General features: G+C 70.3%; 12 protein-coding genes and 1 pseudogene. 5 read left to right on the top strand and 8 right to left on the bottom strand.

All coding sequences use genetic code 11. The features are described 5' to 3' along the window. The first annotated feature begins 6 nt into the window (after positions 1-6). Positions 7-681: a class II aldolase/adducin family protein gene (locus tag EP757_RS11175; protein WP_127544615.1), complete on the top strand. Its 675-nt coding sequence runs from the start codon at positions 7-9 to the stop codon at positions 679-681. Positions 682-743: 62 nt separating this feature from the next. On the opposite strand, the gene EP757_RS44780 is transcribed toward EP757_RS11175, so the two are convergent. From EP757_RS44780 to EP757_RS11200, 5 genes are all read right to left on the bottom strand, one after another. Next, positions 744-1,769 (bottom strand): VTT domain-containing protein, encoded by a 1,026-nt coding sequence (locus tag EP757_RS44780; RefSeq protein WP_370457802.1) that lies wholly within the window; start codon positions 1,767-1,769, stop codon positions 744-746. Between the two features lie 86 nt (positions 1,770-1,855). Further along, on the bottom strand, positions 1,856-4,354 hold the full coding sequence (locus EP757_RS11185) for a polynucleotide kinase-phosphatase (RefSeq protein WP_127544618.1): 2,499 nt from the start codon (positions 4,352-4,354) through the stop codon (positions 1,856-1,858). Continuing rightward, positions 4,351-5,724, bottom strand: a complete 1,374-nt coding sequence (locus EP757_RS11190; protein ID WP_127544621.1) for a 3' terminal RNA ribose 2'-O-methyltransferase Hen1 — start codon at positions 5,722-5,724, stop codon at positions 4,351-4,353. The genes EP757_RS11185 and EP757_RS11190 overlap by 4 nt, the downstream gene beginning before the upstream one ends. 44 nt (positions 5,725-5,768) lie before the next feature. Continuing rightward, a complete protein-coding gene (locus tag EP757_RS11195; protein WP_127544624.1) occupies positions 5,769-5,954 on the bottom strand; it encodes a hypothetical protein in 186 nt (61 codons plus the stop codon). 69 nt (positions 5,955-6,023) lie between these two features. Further along, a complete protein-coding gene (locus EP757_RS11200; RefSeq protein WP_127544627.1) occupies positions 6,024-7,577 on the bottom strand; it encodes a hypothetical protein in 1,554 nt (517 codons plus the stop codon). Between the two features lie 157 nt (positions 7,578-7,734). Between EP757_RS11200 and fbaA the strand changes: the two genes are divergently transcribed. Both fbaA and EP757_RS11210 read left to right on the top strand, forming a co-directional pair. Continuing rightward, on the top strand, positions 7,735-8,760 hold the full coding sequence (gene fbaA / locus EP757_RS11205) for a class II fructose-bisphosphate aldolase (RefSeq protein WP_127544630.1): 1,026 nt from the start codon (positions 7,735-7,737) through the stop codon (positions 8,758-8,760). Positions 8,761-8,830: 70 nt separating this feature from the next. Continuing rightward, on the top strand, positions 8,831-9,385 hold the full coding sequence (locus tag EP757_RS11210; RefSeq protein WP_232050459.1) for a hypothetical protein: 555 nt from the start codon (positions 8,831-8,833) through the stop codon (positions 9,383-9,385). Here the strand turns inward: EP757_RS11210 and EP757_RS11215 are convergent. Together EP757_RS11215 and EP757_RS11220 are read right to left on the bottom strand one after the other, a co-directional pair. Further along, positions 9,382-9,660 carry a hypothetical protein gene (locus tag EP757_RS11215; protein ID WP_127544633.1) on the bottom strand — a complete coding sequence of 93 codons (279 nt, stop codon included), beginning with the start codon at positions 9,658-9,660 and terminating at the stop codon, positions 9,382-9,384. The genes EP757_RS11210 and EP757_RS11215 overlap by 4 nt on opposite strands. 29 nt (positions 9,661-9,689) lie before the next feature. Then, positions 9,690-10,877 (bottom strand): LOG family protein, encoded by a 1,188-nt coding sequence (locus EP757_RS11220; RefSeq protein ID WP_127544636.1) that lies wholly within the window; start codon positions 10,875-10,877, stop codon positions 9,690-9,692. Between the two features lie 35 nt (positions 10,878-10,912). Between EP757_RS11220 and EP757_RS11225 the strand changes: the two genes are divergently transcribed. Both EP757_RS11225 and EP757_RS11230 read left to right on the top strand, forming a co-directional pair. Next, positions 10,913-11,905: an ADP-ribosylglycohydrolase family protein gene (locus EP757_RS11225; protein ID WP_127544639.1), complete on the top strand. Its 993-nt coding sequence runs from the start codon at positions 10,913-10,915 to the stop codon at positions 11,903-11,905. A gap of 37 nt (positions 11,906-11,942) precedes the next feature. Further along, positions 11,943-12,365, top strand: a complete 423-nt coding sequence (locus EP757_RS11230; RefSeq protein ID WP_127544642.1) for a DUF3151 domain-containing protein — start codon at positions 11,943-11,945, stop codon at positions 12,363-12,365. A gap of 10 nt (positions 12,366-12,375) precedes the next feature. On the opposite strand, the pseudogene EP757_RS11235 reads toward EP757_RS11230, so the two are convergent. Next, a pseudogene (locus EP757_RS11235) lies at positions 12,376-13,368 on the bottom strand (MinD/ParA family protein); the annotation flags it as partial. Positions 13,369-13,435: the final 67 nt, after the last annotated feature.

Genomic DNA, 13,435 nt, shown 5'->3' on the forward strand with positions numbered 1-13,435 from the left:
GAACGGGTGAACTACGTCCCCGGCGACCTGCGTGACCAGCTCGCGCACGTGGGTTACGACGTGGTGCAGGCCGGTCTCGTGTGTGGGTCGGGCGGCAATCTGTCCGCCCGCATCCCCGACGAGGATGCCATCTGGGTCACCGCGAGTGGCTCCTGGCTCGAACGCCTGAGCCGTAACTCCTTCGCGCCGGTCCGGATATCGGACGGCGCTTCCGCGCTGATCGGAGGCATGCCGCCGCCGCGGATCGAGCCGACCAGCGAGCTCGCCCTGCATCTCGCGCTCTACCGTGCCCGACCCGACGTCAACGCGGTCGTCCATCTGCACCCGCAGACGGCTCTTCTGCTGGACGCGCTCGGCGAGCACATCCGGATCGTCACGACCGACCATGCGTTCTATCTGCGACGGGTTTCGACGGTCCCGTTCCGGCTGCCCGGCAGCACGGAGCTGGCGTCGCTGACCGCAGCGATGGCCGCCGACGGCACCGACTGCCTGGTGCTGAGCCAGCACGGCTGTGTCGTCATGGGCGACTCCGTGGAGCTGGCGCACAAGCGCGCCCGCAATCTCGAGGAAGCGGCTTCACTGACCTACCGCGCGCTCGCCGCCGGCCGGCTGGAGAACCTCCGCGACTGCCCGGAAGAGTTCCTGGACCGGCTGCACGGTTCCACAGCCGTAACGGTCTGAGAGAGACGTAGAACGGCCCGGCTCCCCATCGAGGGGAACCGGGCCGTTTCTCGTGGACCGGATCAGCGCGGCGGCCAGGTCTGGTCGTCCGGCTGCTGCTGGGGCCGCCCGTAGGTCTGCGGCGGGTACTGCTGGCCGCCACCGTACTGAGTGGGCTCGTCATAGCGATCCTGCCGACCGCCGTACTGGTTGCCGCCGTACTGCGTCGGCTCGTCGTAACGGTCCGGCTGCTGCTGCGGTTGGCCGTACACACCCTGGCCGTATTGCTGCGGCTGACCGTAGGTCTGGCCGTAGGACTGCGGCTGGTGGTGCGGGTGGATCTCGTCGTGCACGGCCTCGGCGGCGCCGACCGCGGCGGCCGCGGCGACCACACCGAACGACTCGGCCACACCGGGGCCTTCGGCCGGAGCGTTCTTCTTGTGCTTCCGCTCGCGGATGATCTCGATCAGGATCGGCAGCACCGAGATCAGGACGATCAGCACGACCACCGGCAGGATGTAGTGGTCGATCTTGTCGCCGATGGCGTCGTAGATCTGCTGCGCCAGCAGGTAACCGATCAGGATGATGCCGTCGGTCCAGAGGATCGCGCCGACCACGTTCCAGATGAAGAACTGGCGGGCTGGCATGCCGAGGGTGCCGGCGACCGGGTTCAGGAACGTCCTGACGATCGGGATGAAGCGCGCCAGCACCACGGCCTTGGCCGGGCCGAACTTCTCGAAGTAGTACTCGGCCTTCTCGACGTACTCCTTCTTGAAGAGCTTCGAGTCGGGTTTGTCGAACATCCGACGGCCGTAGCGGGCGCCGAGCCAGTGCCCGAACTGGGCGCCCGCGATGGCACAGATCGGCGCGCCGATCAGCAGAGCGGTGATCGACAACTTGCTGCCGGCACCGAAGATCGAGTCGGCCACCGAGGAGGCCGCGACACCCGCCAGGAACAGCAGGGAGTCACCCGGGAAGAAGAAGCCGACGAGAAGGCCGGTCTCCGCGAAGAGGATGGCCAGAACGCCGGGCACGCCGAAGGCGGAGAGCAGGTCCTTCGGGTCCATCGGGTTCAGAGCGAGCTGCTCGGTGAGCGCATGGATGTCCACGAGGAGCCAGGGTACCGGCCCTCAGCAGGCCGGTACCTGTATGAATCCTGTGGATACCTTTTGCTCGCTGATCGTTGACCGTGTGGTCACAACCGCGGGTCGACCGGCTCCGATTCGGCTGCCAGGATGGCGAAGACCAGCTCGTGGACCCGCCATGCCGGGGCACCCTCGGCGAGCCGGTCCAGCGCCGCGAGACCGAGCCCGTGCTCCCGCAGTGCGAGGGCCCGCTTGCGGCCGAGGTTGCGTCCGCGCAGCCGCTCGAGCTGTTCCGGGCGGGTGTACTCGGGACCGTAAATGATCCTCAGGTACTCCCGGCCGCGGCACTTCACTCCCGGCTGCACGAGCCGCCCGTCGCTGTTCGTCGCGCCGAGCCCGGCCCAGGGCTTCACCACCATGCCTTCGCCGCCGGCGGCGGTCAGCGAGAGCCACCATGCGGTCGCCGCGGCCTCCGACTCCGGGTCACCGAGGTCGACGATCATCCGCCGGGTGGGCGTGAAGAGGCTCGGGTCTGCCGCGACCAGGCGGTCCGCGTGCGCCAGGTGCCAGTCATGGTCCTTTTCCTTGTACGAGGAACCGCCGCCGGCGAGGACCGCGAAGACAGCGAGCGTGACCCCGTCCAGTCCATCGGTCGGTTTCACGTACGCCCGGTAGGCCGCCGAGTACCCGTCGATCTCCGCGGATCGCAGCTCGAGCCGGTCCCGCAGGGCGGCGACGTCGAGACCGCGGCCCGCCACCTGATCGAGAACGGACAGCGCGGCGGGCAGCGCCGCTCGTCCGGCGGCCCCGACCCCGGCGTAGTGGTCCCGGATCAGCGATCCGGCCTTGGCCGACCACGGCAGCAGTTCGGCGTCGAGCAGCAGCCAGTCGGTGCCCAGCTCCGCGAAGATCGGCGCGGCGGCCGACCGGACCCGGGCAAGCAGCGGCTCGTCCAGCTCCGGACCGAAGAACGGCCGGCCGGTCCGGGTCCAGATCGCGTCGCCGTCGCCGGACGCCGAGACACGGACGACGGCCCGCGAGCCCATGTGCTTCTCCTCGCACACGACCCGGCTCACCCCGGCGGCCCGCAGATCGGCGAACGCCGACGACGGGTGTTCCAGGTATCCGTCCACGGTCGAGCTGGAGCAGGGCGCCATGGTCGGCGGCAGCCAGACCAGAGTCTCCGGGTCGACGGCCCACCGTCCCATCACCTCCAGCGCGGCGGCCGCGTTCTCGGCGGGGACGGTCGTCCGCCCGAACCCGTAATCGATGTGCCTGCGGCCCGTCACGTCAGCGATGTCCAGGCCCCCGTCGGCCTTGGCCGAGACCGGGACCAGCGGCCGTACCGGCGCGTAATACTCCTTGGCGGCCGGCACCGCGACCAGCTCGCGGGACGGCCAGCGCAGCGCGGTGAGTGAGCCGCCGAAGACGCAGCCGGTGTCCAGGCAGATCGTGTTGTTGATCCACTCCGGGACCGGTGTCGGCACGTGGCCGTAGACGACGGCGGCCGAACCCCGGTAGTCCTTGGCCCACGGGTAGCGGACCGGGAGGCCGTACTCGTCGGTCTCGCCTGTGGTCTCGCCGTAGAGCGCGAAGCTGCGCACCCGGCCGGACGCCCGCCCGTGGTACGCCTCCTTCAGCCCGGCGTGCGCGACCACGAGCTTGCCGTCGTCGAGCACGTAGTGGCTGACCAGGCCCTCGATGAAGGCCTTCGCCTCGGCGACGAACTCGTCCGGTTCGGCGGCGAGCTGCTCCAGGGTCTCCGGGAGACCGTGGGTGAGCTGCACGTTGCGGCCGTTCAGCTTGCGGGCCAGCTTCTGCTCGTGGTTGCCCGGCACACAGATCGCGTGACCGGCCGCCACCATGCCCATGACCAGGCGCAGCACGCCCGGCGAGTCCGGCCCGCGGTCGACCAGGTCGCCGACGAAGACGGCAGTGCGTCCCGGCTCCGGGTGCACGGCGTCGACCGGGCGGCCCTGGTCGTCGCGGATCAGGGTCCAGCCCAGCTTGCCGAGCAGCAGCTCCAGCTCGGCGCGGCAGCCGTGCACGTCACCGACGATGTCGAACGGGCCGTGCTCGTCGCGCCGGTCGTTGAACAGCTTCTCGTACCGGATCTCGGCGGCGGCGATCTCGTCGACCCCGCGCAGCACGTGGATCTTGCGGAATCCCTCGCGGCTCAGCTGGCCGAGGGAACGCCGCAGGTCACGGTGCATTCGGGTGAGGACGCGGCGGTCGAACGTGCGGTCGGCGCGACCCTGCGTGCGCTCCCAGGCGAGCGACTCCGGCACGTCCAGGACGATCGCCACCGGCAGCACGTCGTGCTCACGGGCCACCTTCACGAGACCGGCGCGGGCGTGCGACTGCAGGTTGGTGGCGTCCACGACGGTGAGCCGGCCGCCGGCGAGACGCTTGCCGGCCACGTAGTGCAGCACGTCGAAGGCGTCACCCGAGGCCGACTGGTCGTTCTCGTCGTCGGCGACCAGGCCGCGGAAGTAGTCCGAGGAGAGCACCTGGGTCGGCGCGAAGTGGGCACCGGCGAACGTCGACTTGCCGGAGCCGGAGATGCCCACCAGGGCGACAAGGGAGAGCTCGGGTACGTCGAGGATCATGCGGACACCTCCTGGATCTTGAAGAGAGCGAGCTGAGTAGGCGCGCCGGTCGTCTCGTGCTGATCGCCGACGCCGCGGATCGTGACCGCGTAGCCGTGCTCGGCCGCGACCCGCTCGGCCCACGCGGCGAATTCGGCGCGGGTCCATTCGAAGCGATGGTCCGAGTGACGCATGCCGGTCAGGCCTTCGTAATGCACGTTGTACTCGGCGTTCGGCGTGGTCACGACGACCGCGGCGGGCCGGGCGTGACCGAAGACGGCCGCTTCGAGGGCCGGCAGCCGGGGCAGATCGACGTGCTCGATCACCTCCATCAGCACCGCCGCGTCGAAGCCGCGCAGCCGGTCGTCCCGGTAGGTGAGCGCGGTCTGGATCAGCTTGATCCGGTCCTTCTGCCGTTCCGGAAGCCGGTCGAGGCGCAACCGGCGGGCGGCCATCTCCAGCGCGCGGCTGGAGACGTCGGCCCCGACGATCTCGGTGAACGACCGCTGCTTCACCAGCGCGGTGAGCAGCGCGCCACCACCACAGCCCAGGTCGAGGACCCGGCCGGCGCCGACCTCCTCCAGGGCGGCCAGGACCGCCTCGCGGCGCTGCTCGGCGAGCGACGCCTTGCGGGGCACCGGGAGCTCGGCCTCCTCCTCGGTGGCCGGTTCGTCGTTCACCTCCTCGGCAGCGAGGATCTGCAGCGCGGTGGTCGCGAGCGACTTGCGGTGCGCCAGGTAACGACGGGCGATCAGCACCTTCTCCGGATGGCCGGCGAGCCAGCCCTCACCGGATCGCAGCAGCTTCTCGATCTCGTCCGGCGCGACCCAGTAGTGCTTGCCGTCGTCGAGAACCGGCAGCAGGACGTAGAGGTGGTTGAGCGCGTCGGCGACCCGCAGCTCGCCGGTGAGGTGCACCCGCACATAGCGGCTGTCCCCGCCGATCTCCGGCTCCAGCGGGATCGCCGTGGTCGCCACCGTCCAGCCGAGCGGCCCGAACAGCCGGGTCACCAGGTCGGCGGTGCCGCGCAGCACCGGCACCTCGATCTCCAGCGGGATCGGGGTGGCGGCCAGCTCCGGGCGGTCCTTCGAGGCGCCGCGCAGGGCGCTGCGGAAGACCTTGGCGAGCGCGCTGGCCAGCAGGCTGGATGCCGCGTACGGGCGATCGTTGACGTACTGGCTCAGCTCGAACGCGTCCCGCTGGGCCCGCAACCGCTGAGGGTCGACGTCCAGCATCAGCGCCGCGGTGCACCTGTCCTCGTTCGCCTCCGGGTACATGACGTACGCCGTACCGGTGGGCACGTCGAAGGAGTGAACCTTCCCGGGGTGCTTGACCAGCAGGTATCCGAGATCGGTCGCGGGCCGGTGAGTGGTCGTCAGGGTGAGCAGCACCCGCTGATCGTCTCAGCGGCGCCGTTCCCAGGCGAACGAATTCGTCAGCGGTAGTCGTCGTCGAACTCGACGACGCGACCCTGCTCCTGGGCGTCCCACTCGTTGGCCTCGCCGACCGCGGAAGCGTCGTCCCCCTCGTCGTCCTGCCAGCTCGGAACGGCCGACACCGCCTGCTCGGCCGCGTCCACCTCGGGTGTCTCCAGGTCGATCTGGTCCATCGGGCGCGTCATGATCGGCTCCCTTCGTCCGTCGCCTCTCATGGTGCGGCTTCCCCCGTCCAGATGCCGCACAAACCGGCGTCACCGATCCGAGGTGGGGCGCCGCCGGGCCAGATAACGCCCGATTCCGCCCGCCGCCAGCAGGAATGCGCCGACGACGAGCAGCCCGGTCGGCCCGGTGATCGGCAGACTCGCCTCCCCGCCCGCCACGCTGATCCTGATCGCCGCCGCGTCGTTGCCGGTCGTACCGCTGTCGGCGATCTCCTGCACCCGCACCGAGCCGTCCTCGCCGGGTTTCTTCTCCACCCGCACATCGAGGTCGAAGTAGGCGCGGCCGCCCGGCTTCAGGGCCGCGTCCGAGACGCAGAGGAACTGCTGCTCCTGGTCCCAGGCATCGCATTCGCTCTCGGTCCAGTCCAGGTACGTGTGCGGCGGCAGCGCGACGCCGACCAGCACGTTGTTGTTGTCGAACAGGTCGGGGTAGAGGCGGCCGGGCCCGTTGTTGACCAGCCCGACGCGGACCGGGACGGTGCTGTCCGCCGCGGCCTTGACCTCGGCGCCGATCGCGGCGAAGTCCGCCGGCTCGCCACCGGTCACCGTGGCGGTGAGGTTGACGTCGTTGTCGGTGTAGTCCTGCTCGACCTGCGGTTCGCCGGCCACCGAGACGACCTCGGTGAGCTCCAGATCGCCGCCGGTGCCGGCCTCGCCGACCCCGAAGATCTCCTCGATCAGCTCGTCCGGCCAGGACGCGAGCAGGTCATCCCACTCGGTCACGGTGGTCCAGGTGACTTCGGTCTCCACGGTGCTGCCGCCGATCGCGTCGGCCGGCGGGTGCATCGTGAAGGGCTCGGCGAGTTCGTACGTCGTGCCGGGCTGCAGGGTGGCGTCGAAGGTGCAGACGATCACCTTGCCGTACCGGCAGTTCTTGTACCGGTCGCCGATCAGCAGGTCCTGGCTGGCGCCGACGTAGAGCATCACGCCGTCGGCGACGGTCGAACCGGCGTTGCGGACCCGCGACTGCACCGGGGTGGACTCGCCGGCGGCGGCCTCGATCGGGTCGATCTCCACGGCTGCCAGGTCGACGCCCTCGCCGATGCGTACCTGGGACTCGGAGGTGGTTTCCGGGCCGTCGCCGGCCTTGGCGGTGACCGTCACCGTGCCGGAGGCGCCGGCGGCCGCGTCCGCGAGCGGGTTGATGCCGAAGGAGCTCAGACCGAAGAACGGCACACCGGTCCCGGTGAACATCGCGGTCGAGCAGGTGAACGTCGTGCCGCTCAGATCACAGCCGCCGTTCGACGGGTCCGAACTCGGGGTGAGGCCGGAACTCTGACCGATCGCCCAGCCGCCGGTGCCGAGGTTCTCGTACGCCTCGGTCAGCTCGACCTCGGCGAACGAGGCGATGCCCGAGTAGTCGACGGTGTAGTCGATCGTGGTGTACCCCGCTGTGCCGCCGTCGTCGATCGACGCCCAGAGCAGCGCTTCCTGGCCGTCGCCGCCGGGGGCGAGGGTGACCTGCTGGAAGCGGGCGGTGACGGTGGGACTCGTGGGTGCTGCAGTGGCGGGAAGCGGGCAACCACAGACAGCGAGCAGGACCGCGGACGCAGTGGTCGCGATCCGCCCGGTAAGCACGGACATGACCTGAAGGTTATTTGTCTTTACGCCTGATGTGCCGGGTTCCGAGTCCGAGTTTCGGGGTGATTTCCGCTACGCACTGCGACTGCGGAATACTGCCTGCTGGAGGACAGCGCGGTCCTGCCCTCTGTCTGTAGTTCCAAAGAGCAAGGAGCGCCTGATGCCTATCGCTTCCCCCGAGGTCTACGCCGAGATGATCGATCGCGCCAAGGCCGGCGCGTTCGCCTACCCGGCGATCAACGTGACGTCCTCGCAGACCCTCAACGCGGCCCTGCAGGGCTTCGCGGAGGCCGGCAGCGACGGCATCGTGCAGATCTCCACCGGTGGCGCCGAGTACGCCTCGGGTCCGACGATCAAGAACATGATCACCGGCGCCGTGGCCCTGGCCGAGTACGCGACCGAGGTGGCCAAGAACTACCCGATCAACATCGCGCTGCACACCGACCACTGCCCGAAGAACAAGCTCGACTCGTACGTCCGGCCGCTGCTCGCGATCTCGCAGGAGCGCGTCAACAAGGGCCTCGCCCCGCTCTTCCAGTCGCACATGTGGGACGGCTCGGCCGTGCCGCTCGACGAGAACCTGCAGATCGCCGAGGAGCTGCTCGCCGCGTCCGCCGCTGCGAAGATCATCCTCGAGATCGAGGTCGGCGTCGTCGGTGGCGAGGAGGACGGCGTCTCCGCCGCGATCGACGACAAGCTCTACTCGACCGTCGAGGACGGCCTGGCCACCGCCGCCGCGCTCGGCCTGGGTGAGAAGGGCCGCTACCTGACCGCCCTGACCTTCGGCAACGTGCACGGCGTCTACAAGCCGGGCAACGTCAAGCTCCGCCCGGAGATCCTCAAGGAGATCCAGGACGCGATCGGCGCGAAGTACGGCAAGGAGAAGCCGCTCGACCTGGTCTTCCACGGTGGCTCGGGTTCGCTGCTCTCCGAGATCCACGGCGCGCTGGACTTCGGTGTGGTGAAGATGAACATCGACACCGACACGCAGTACGCGTTCACCCGCCCGGTCGTCGACCACATCATGCACAACTACGACGGTGTGCTGAAGGTGGACGGCGAGGTCGGCAACAAGAAGGCGTACGACCCGCGCGCCTGGGGCAAGCTGGCCGAGAACGGTCTGGCGAAGCGCGTCGTCGAGGCGTGCGAGCACCTCCGCTCGACCGGAACCACCCTCTCGAAGTAGCTCGTTCGGCGGCGGCCGGTCCCCGATGGCGGGGACCGGCCGCCGTTGTCTTGCACGGTCACACAGCGGCATGGGTACGATCGAATGTCTTGATCAAGGGACGGTGGTCGTGCTCGGCATCGAGGGCTGGAAACCCGAGTGGCATCACGATGCCGAAGCCCTCGCCGCGACACATCGACACATGTTCGTGCGGCTCATCGGCCGTAAGCTGCGGTCCAGCTGGCTGATGTGGGACGTCGCCCAGCGGGGCTGGTTCGCCGACGGCCCGGTCATCCTCGACTTCGGCCTGAGTCATGTAGAGATCACTCACCGTAAGTTCGACGAGTGTGCGATCACCTGGGACCAGATCGACATGGACCGCCCGATCGACTGGTACGAGCACTTCGACTGGCGGGCCGACCCGCACGCCGCCCTGCGGCACGCCCGCGGCCGTCCACTGAGGGCGGTGAACGTCATCGAGCGCACCACCTCGGCCGACTGGCGTCCCCGGGTCCTGCACGCCGTCGAGTTCCTCTTCGACGGCGCGCGCCTCGCCGTCTACAACGCGATGGACGAGAACGGCCTCACCGACGTCCCCGAAGGCGATCTGCCGGCCGCCCACTGGCGCCGCGTCCACGTGGCCTAGTCGCCGCCCCCGCCACCACCGCCGCTGTCGCCGCCGCCTCCGGAGTCGGAGCCCCAGCCGCCGCCCGAGTCGGACGAGTCCCAGAAGCCGCCGGAATCGCCCGACGAGTGGCTGTGCGACGAGTGCGACGACGCGCTGCGGGCCCTCCTGTGGCGGACCGGCCCGTGGTCGCGGCCTCGGCGGGCCGCTCGGAGAACGAGGACCGCGACGAATGCCATGAACGCGAAGAACACCACTGCCACCAGGGCGATGACCACCACCACGATGCTCGTCATGACCGCAGTGTGCGGCACGCCCGCCACTGTCAGCCGGACAGGGCCGCCATCGCCTCGTCCAGCGAGTCGGTGACCACGATCAGCCCGGACTGGTCGCCGTGCGGGGAACGGGCCAGCAGCGGCCGCAGCAGCTCGGTCACGGGCAGCGCGGACCAGTGCTCGACGCCGAGGAAGACGTAGGCCCCGGACGGCCCGTCGGTGGCGTAGAACGTCTTCGTGGCGGCCTGGAAGATCTCCTGGACCGTCCCCGCCCATCCGGGCGCGAAGACGATGCCGCCCCGGGCCAGCCGCAGGATCGAGTCCTCCCGCACGGCGTTGGAGAAGTACTTGCCGATCTGCCCAGCGAACAGGTTGGCCGGCTCGTGCCCGTACAGCCAGGTGGGCAGGGCGAGACCACCGTGCTGGAGGCGCCCGGCGGCGTCGAGCGCGGGCAGCGGGTAGTCGGCGCGCACGGCCAGGGCGGCCGCGGTGTAGGGGTCGTGGTCCAGGAAGTGCGGCGCCGCGGCCAGGGCGTCGATCGCGGCAGAGAGATCCTCCGGGGTACGGGAGGCGAAGTACCCGCCGAGGTTCGCCGCTTCCATGACGCCGGGTCCGCCGCCGGTCACGATGAGACGACCGCCGGCGGCCAGCCGCTGTGCCAGCGAGGCCGCCATCCGATAGGCGTCCGACCCGCGGAGCGCCGCGTGCCCGCCCATGATCCCGATCGCGCCCCGCTGTCCGTGCGCGGCAGCCCAGGCGGCGAGGGACTTGCCGAGCGCGTTGTCGATGCCGGCGTCGTGCAGCCGCTGGGCGACGGCTTCGCGGACGGTCGGGACCGCGCCGCCGTGCGCCACGAAGTGGTCGTAGACGACCGTGTCGTACATCCCGGCGAAGCCGCCCTCGGCGAACCCCTGAGCGAGGTCCTCGGGCGTGTAGAGGACGGCCGGGTGCGTCGGGTAGGGCAACCCGTCGAGTGGCGGCACCACGTGCGCGCCCCTGCGGATCAGGTCGATCTCCGCGTCCGGGCCGCTGAACTCGCAGCCGACGAAGAGCGTGTCGTGCACGTCCACATCGGAGAGGTCCGGCGGGTCACGGTCCAGGCGGAGGCCGAGGACGACCAGGCCGGCGAGGGTGCGCTTGGCGATCAGGGAGTCCAGTTCGGCGCGGGACTCGATCTCGAACTCGGTCGCGTCGAACGGGACGTCGCCGCCCAGGACAGGCTGTAACGGATCGGGCATGTGCTCCATATTGACGGACTACCTAGAGTTGTCCCATGCGTGCTGCGTCGGGATCGCTCTTCGGGTTGGCCTACGGTGATTCGCTCGGCAAGCCCACCGAGTTCCAGGCGTACGCCGAGATCGTCGAGCGGTACGGCCCGGCCGGCCCACGACGGCTCGAAGGCGAGCCGGCCCTGGTCACCGACGACACGCAGATGGCGCTCGCGGTCGGCGAGACGCTGCTGGAGTTGCGCGGCGAGGTCACGCCGGAGACGTTCGAGCCGGTGCTGCGCCGCCGTTTCCTGGAGTGGGCGGCCAGCCCGGAGAACGACCGCGCCCCCGGGATGACCTGCCTGCGGGCCTGCGCGGCGCTCGCCGACGGCCGGCCGTGGACGCAGGCCACCCAGGCCGAGTCGAAGGGCTGCGGGGCGAACATGCGGGTCACCCCGATCGGCCTGATCCCGGGGCTGAGCGACGACCAGCGTGCGGGAGCTGCTCAGCTGCAGGCGGCGCTGACGCACGGTCATCCGACGGGACTCGCTGCCAGTGAGCTCACGGCGTACGCATGCTGGTGGTTGAAGAACGGCCTGGCGCCGGACCGCCTGCTGCAGGCGCTGCGGGAACGCTGCGTGGAGCAGCGCCGGATCTATCGCGGGGACTGGCTCGGCGAGCTCTGGCAGCGGCCGACGGTGACCTCGCCGGAAGAGTTCATCGCGCTCGGATGGGACGAGTGCGCCACGGCGATCGACCGGGTGGAGGCGGCGCTCGCGGGCGGCGAGCACGACGGCGACCCGTGCCTCGCCACCGGCGCCGGATGGATCGCCGAGGAGGCGCTCGCCACCGCGCTCTACGTCTACCTGATCTCCCCGGACGACCCGGTCGCCGTCGTCGGCCGGGGCGCCGCCTCGTCCGGCGACTCCGACTCGATCGCCTGCCTGGCGGGCGCGTTCGCGGGCGCGTCGCTCGGCCTCGGCGCGTGGCCGGCCGAGTGGCAGACGCAGATCGAGTACGCCGATCGGCTGTTCCGCCTCGGGAAAGCATGGGACTGAGCGGAATTAACCTTCGCCGTACGGGTTGAATGAGGTCATGCAGAACCTCCTTCCCGAGCCGCCGGCCACCCGTCTGCCCGCCGACGCGGAGGCCGACGAAGCCCTCGCCTCAGCCGCCGCGACGGGCACCGTCGAGGCCTTCAAGGCGGTCGCCGCCAAGTACCCCGCCTACAGCGCCGCCTGGGCGCCGCTGGCGGCCGACGCGCTGAACTCCGGCGAGCCGGTCACCGCGTACGCGTACGCCCGCACCGGTTACCACCGCGGCCTCGACGCGCTGCGCCGCAACGGCTGGAAGGGCCACGGCCCGGTGCCCTGGTCGCACGAGGCCAACCAGGGCTTCCTGCGCTGCCTGCACTCGCTGTCGCTGGCCGCCGCGGCGATCGGGGAGGCCGACGAGGCTGCTCGGTGCGCCCAGTTCCTGCGTGACAGCGACCCGGCCGCCGCCGACGCCCTGACCTGATCCGTCCCGGTCACAGCCCTTCGGCGACCGCTGCCGCGATCTTGAGCCAGGCGTCGCGGGTGTTCGCCGACAGGGCGCCGTAACGCAGTGGCTCACCCGAGTCGATCAGCTTCTCGTACGGCGCCAGCAGCACCGAGCGGGTTCGTGCCGCGAAGTGCTGCTGGATCGCCGGCAGGTCGATGTCCTTGCGGGTCGGCGGCATCGTCACCACGGTGATCGCCTCCCGGACCAGCCGGCGTCGGCCGCTCTGCTCCAGGTGGTCGAGCATCCGGGCTGCGGTCTCGGCCGAGTCGTTGCGCGCCGACATGGTGATCACCAGTTGGTCGGTGGCGTCCATCGCCGCCTGCCAGTTCTCCGCGCGGACGTTGTTGCCGGTGTCCACGAAGATCAGCTTGTAGAAGCGGCTCACCACGTCCCGGATCTCGGCGAACGCGCCCGCCGTGAGCATCTCGCCGGCGGTCGCCGACTCGTCCGAGGCGAGCACGTCGAACATGCCCTCGCCCTGCGATCGGACGTACTGCGAGAGGTCGCCGACCCGGCCCTGCGCGCCCTGGAAGAGGTGCAGGTCGCGCATCATGTCGCGGACCGTGCGGGAATGGAAGTCCTGCTGGGCGCGCATCCCGAGGGTGCCCTGGGTCTCGTTGTTGTCCCAGGCCAGTACGTAGCCGCCGCGCTTCTGGCCGAACGTCATGGCGAGCAGCAGCACCGCAACCGTCTTGCCGGCGCCGCCCTTCGGGTTCACGATCGTGACCTGCCGCAGGCCGCCGAAGTTGCGCCGGACCATCTCGACGTCCTGCTTGTACGCCAGCTCGCGCCTGCCGGGCGGCACCTTCAGCAGGCCCATCGTGCTCTTCTGCAGCAGCGCCCGGGCGCCCATCGTGGCGGTCTGCTGCGAGGGTTTCACCAGGCGGCGGCGGGCGAACTCGTCGGCGGTCGGCGACTCGTCGTCCTTCTCGGCCTCGTCAAGATCGGGGAGGGGCACGGGTGGGGGCGCCGGCCGCTGCAACGGCTGCGACCAGGGCCCCCGCGATTCGGTGAGTTCGTCCGCCACGGATGCGACCTCCGTAAAG

The sequence above is a fragment of the Actinoplanes sp. OR16 genome (genome assembly GCF_004001265.1).
In the GTDB taxonomy this organism is placed as follows: Bacteria; Actinomycetota; Actinomycetes; order Mycobacteriales; family Micromonosporaceae; genus Actinoplanes.

Bases quoted from the DNA above. Each gene is read 5' to 3' on its own strand.
- EP757_RS11185 (WP_127544618.1), bottom strand. From the start codon at position 4,354: ATGATCCTCGACGTACCCGAGCTCTCCCTTGTCGCCCTGGTGGGCATC.
- EP757_RS11195 (WP_127544624.1), bottom strand. From the start codon at position 5,954: ATGACGCGCCCGATGGACCAGATCGACCTGGAGACACCCGAGGTGGAC.
- EP757_RS11200 (WP_127544627.1), bottom strand. From the start codon at position 7,577: ATGTCCGTGCTTACCGGGCGGATCGCGACCACTGCGTCCGCGGTCCTG.
- fbaA (WP_127544630.1), top strand. From the start codon at position 7,735: ATGCCTATCGCTTCCCCCGAGGTCTACGCCGAGATGATCGATCGCGCC.
- EP757_RS11210 (WP_232050459.1), top strand. From the start codon at position 8,831: ATGGGTACGATCGAATGTCTTGATCAAGGGACGGTGGTCGTGCTCGGC.
- EP757_RS11215 (WP_127544633.1), bottom strand. From the start codon at position 9,660: ATGACGAGCATCGTGGTGGTGGTCATCGCCCTGGTGGCAGTGGTGTTC.
- EP757_RS11220 (WP_127544636.1), bottom strand. From the start codon at position 10,877: ATGCCCGATCCGTTACAGCCTGTCCTGGGCGGCGACGTCCCGTTCGAC.
- EP757_RS11225 (WP_127544639.1), top strand. From the start codon at position 10,913: ATGCGTGCTGCGTCGGGATCGCTCTTCGGGTTGGCCTACGGTGATTCG.
- EP757_RS11230 (WP_127544642.1), top strand. From the start codon at position 11,943: ATGCAGAACCTCCTTCCCGAGCCGCCGGCCACCCGTCTGCCCGCCGAC.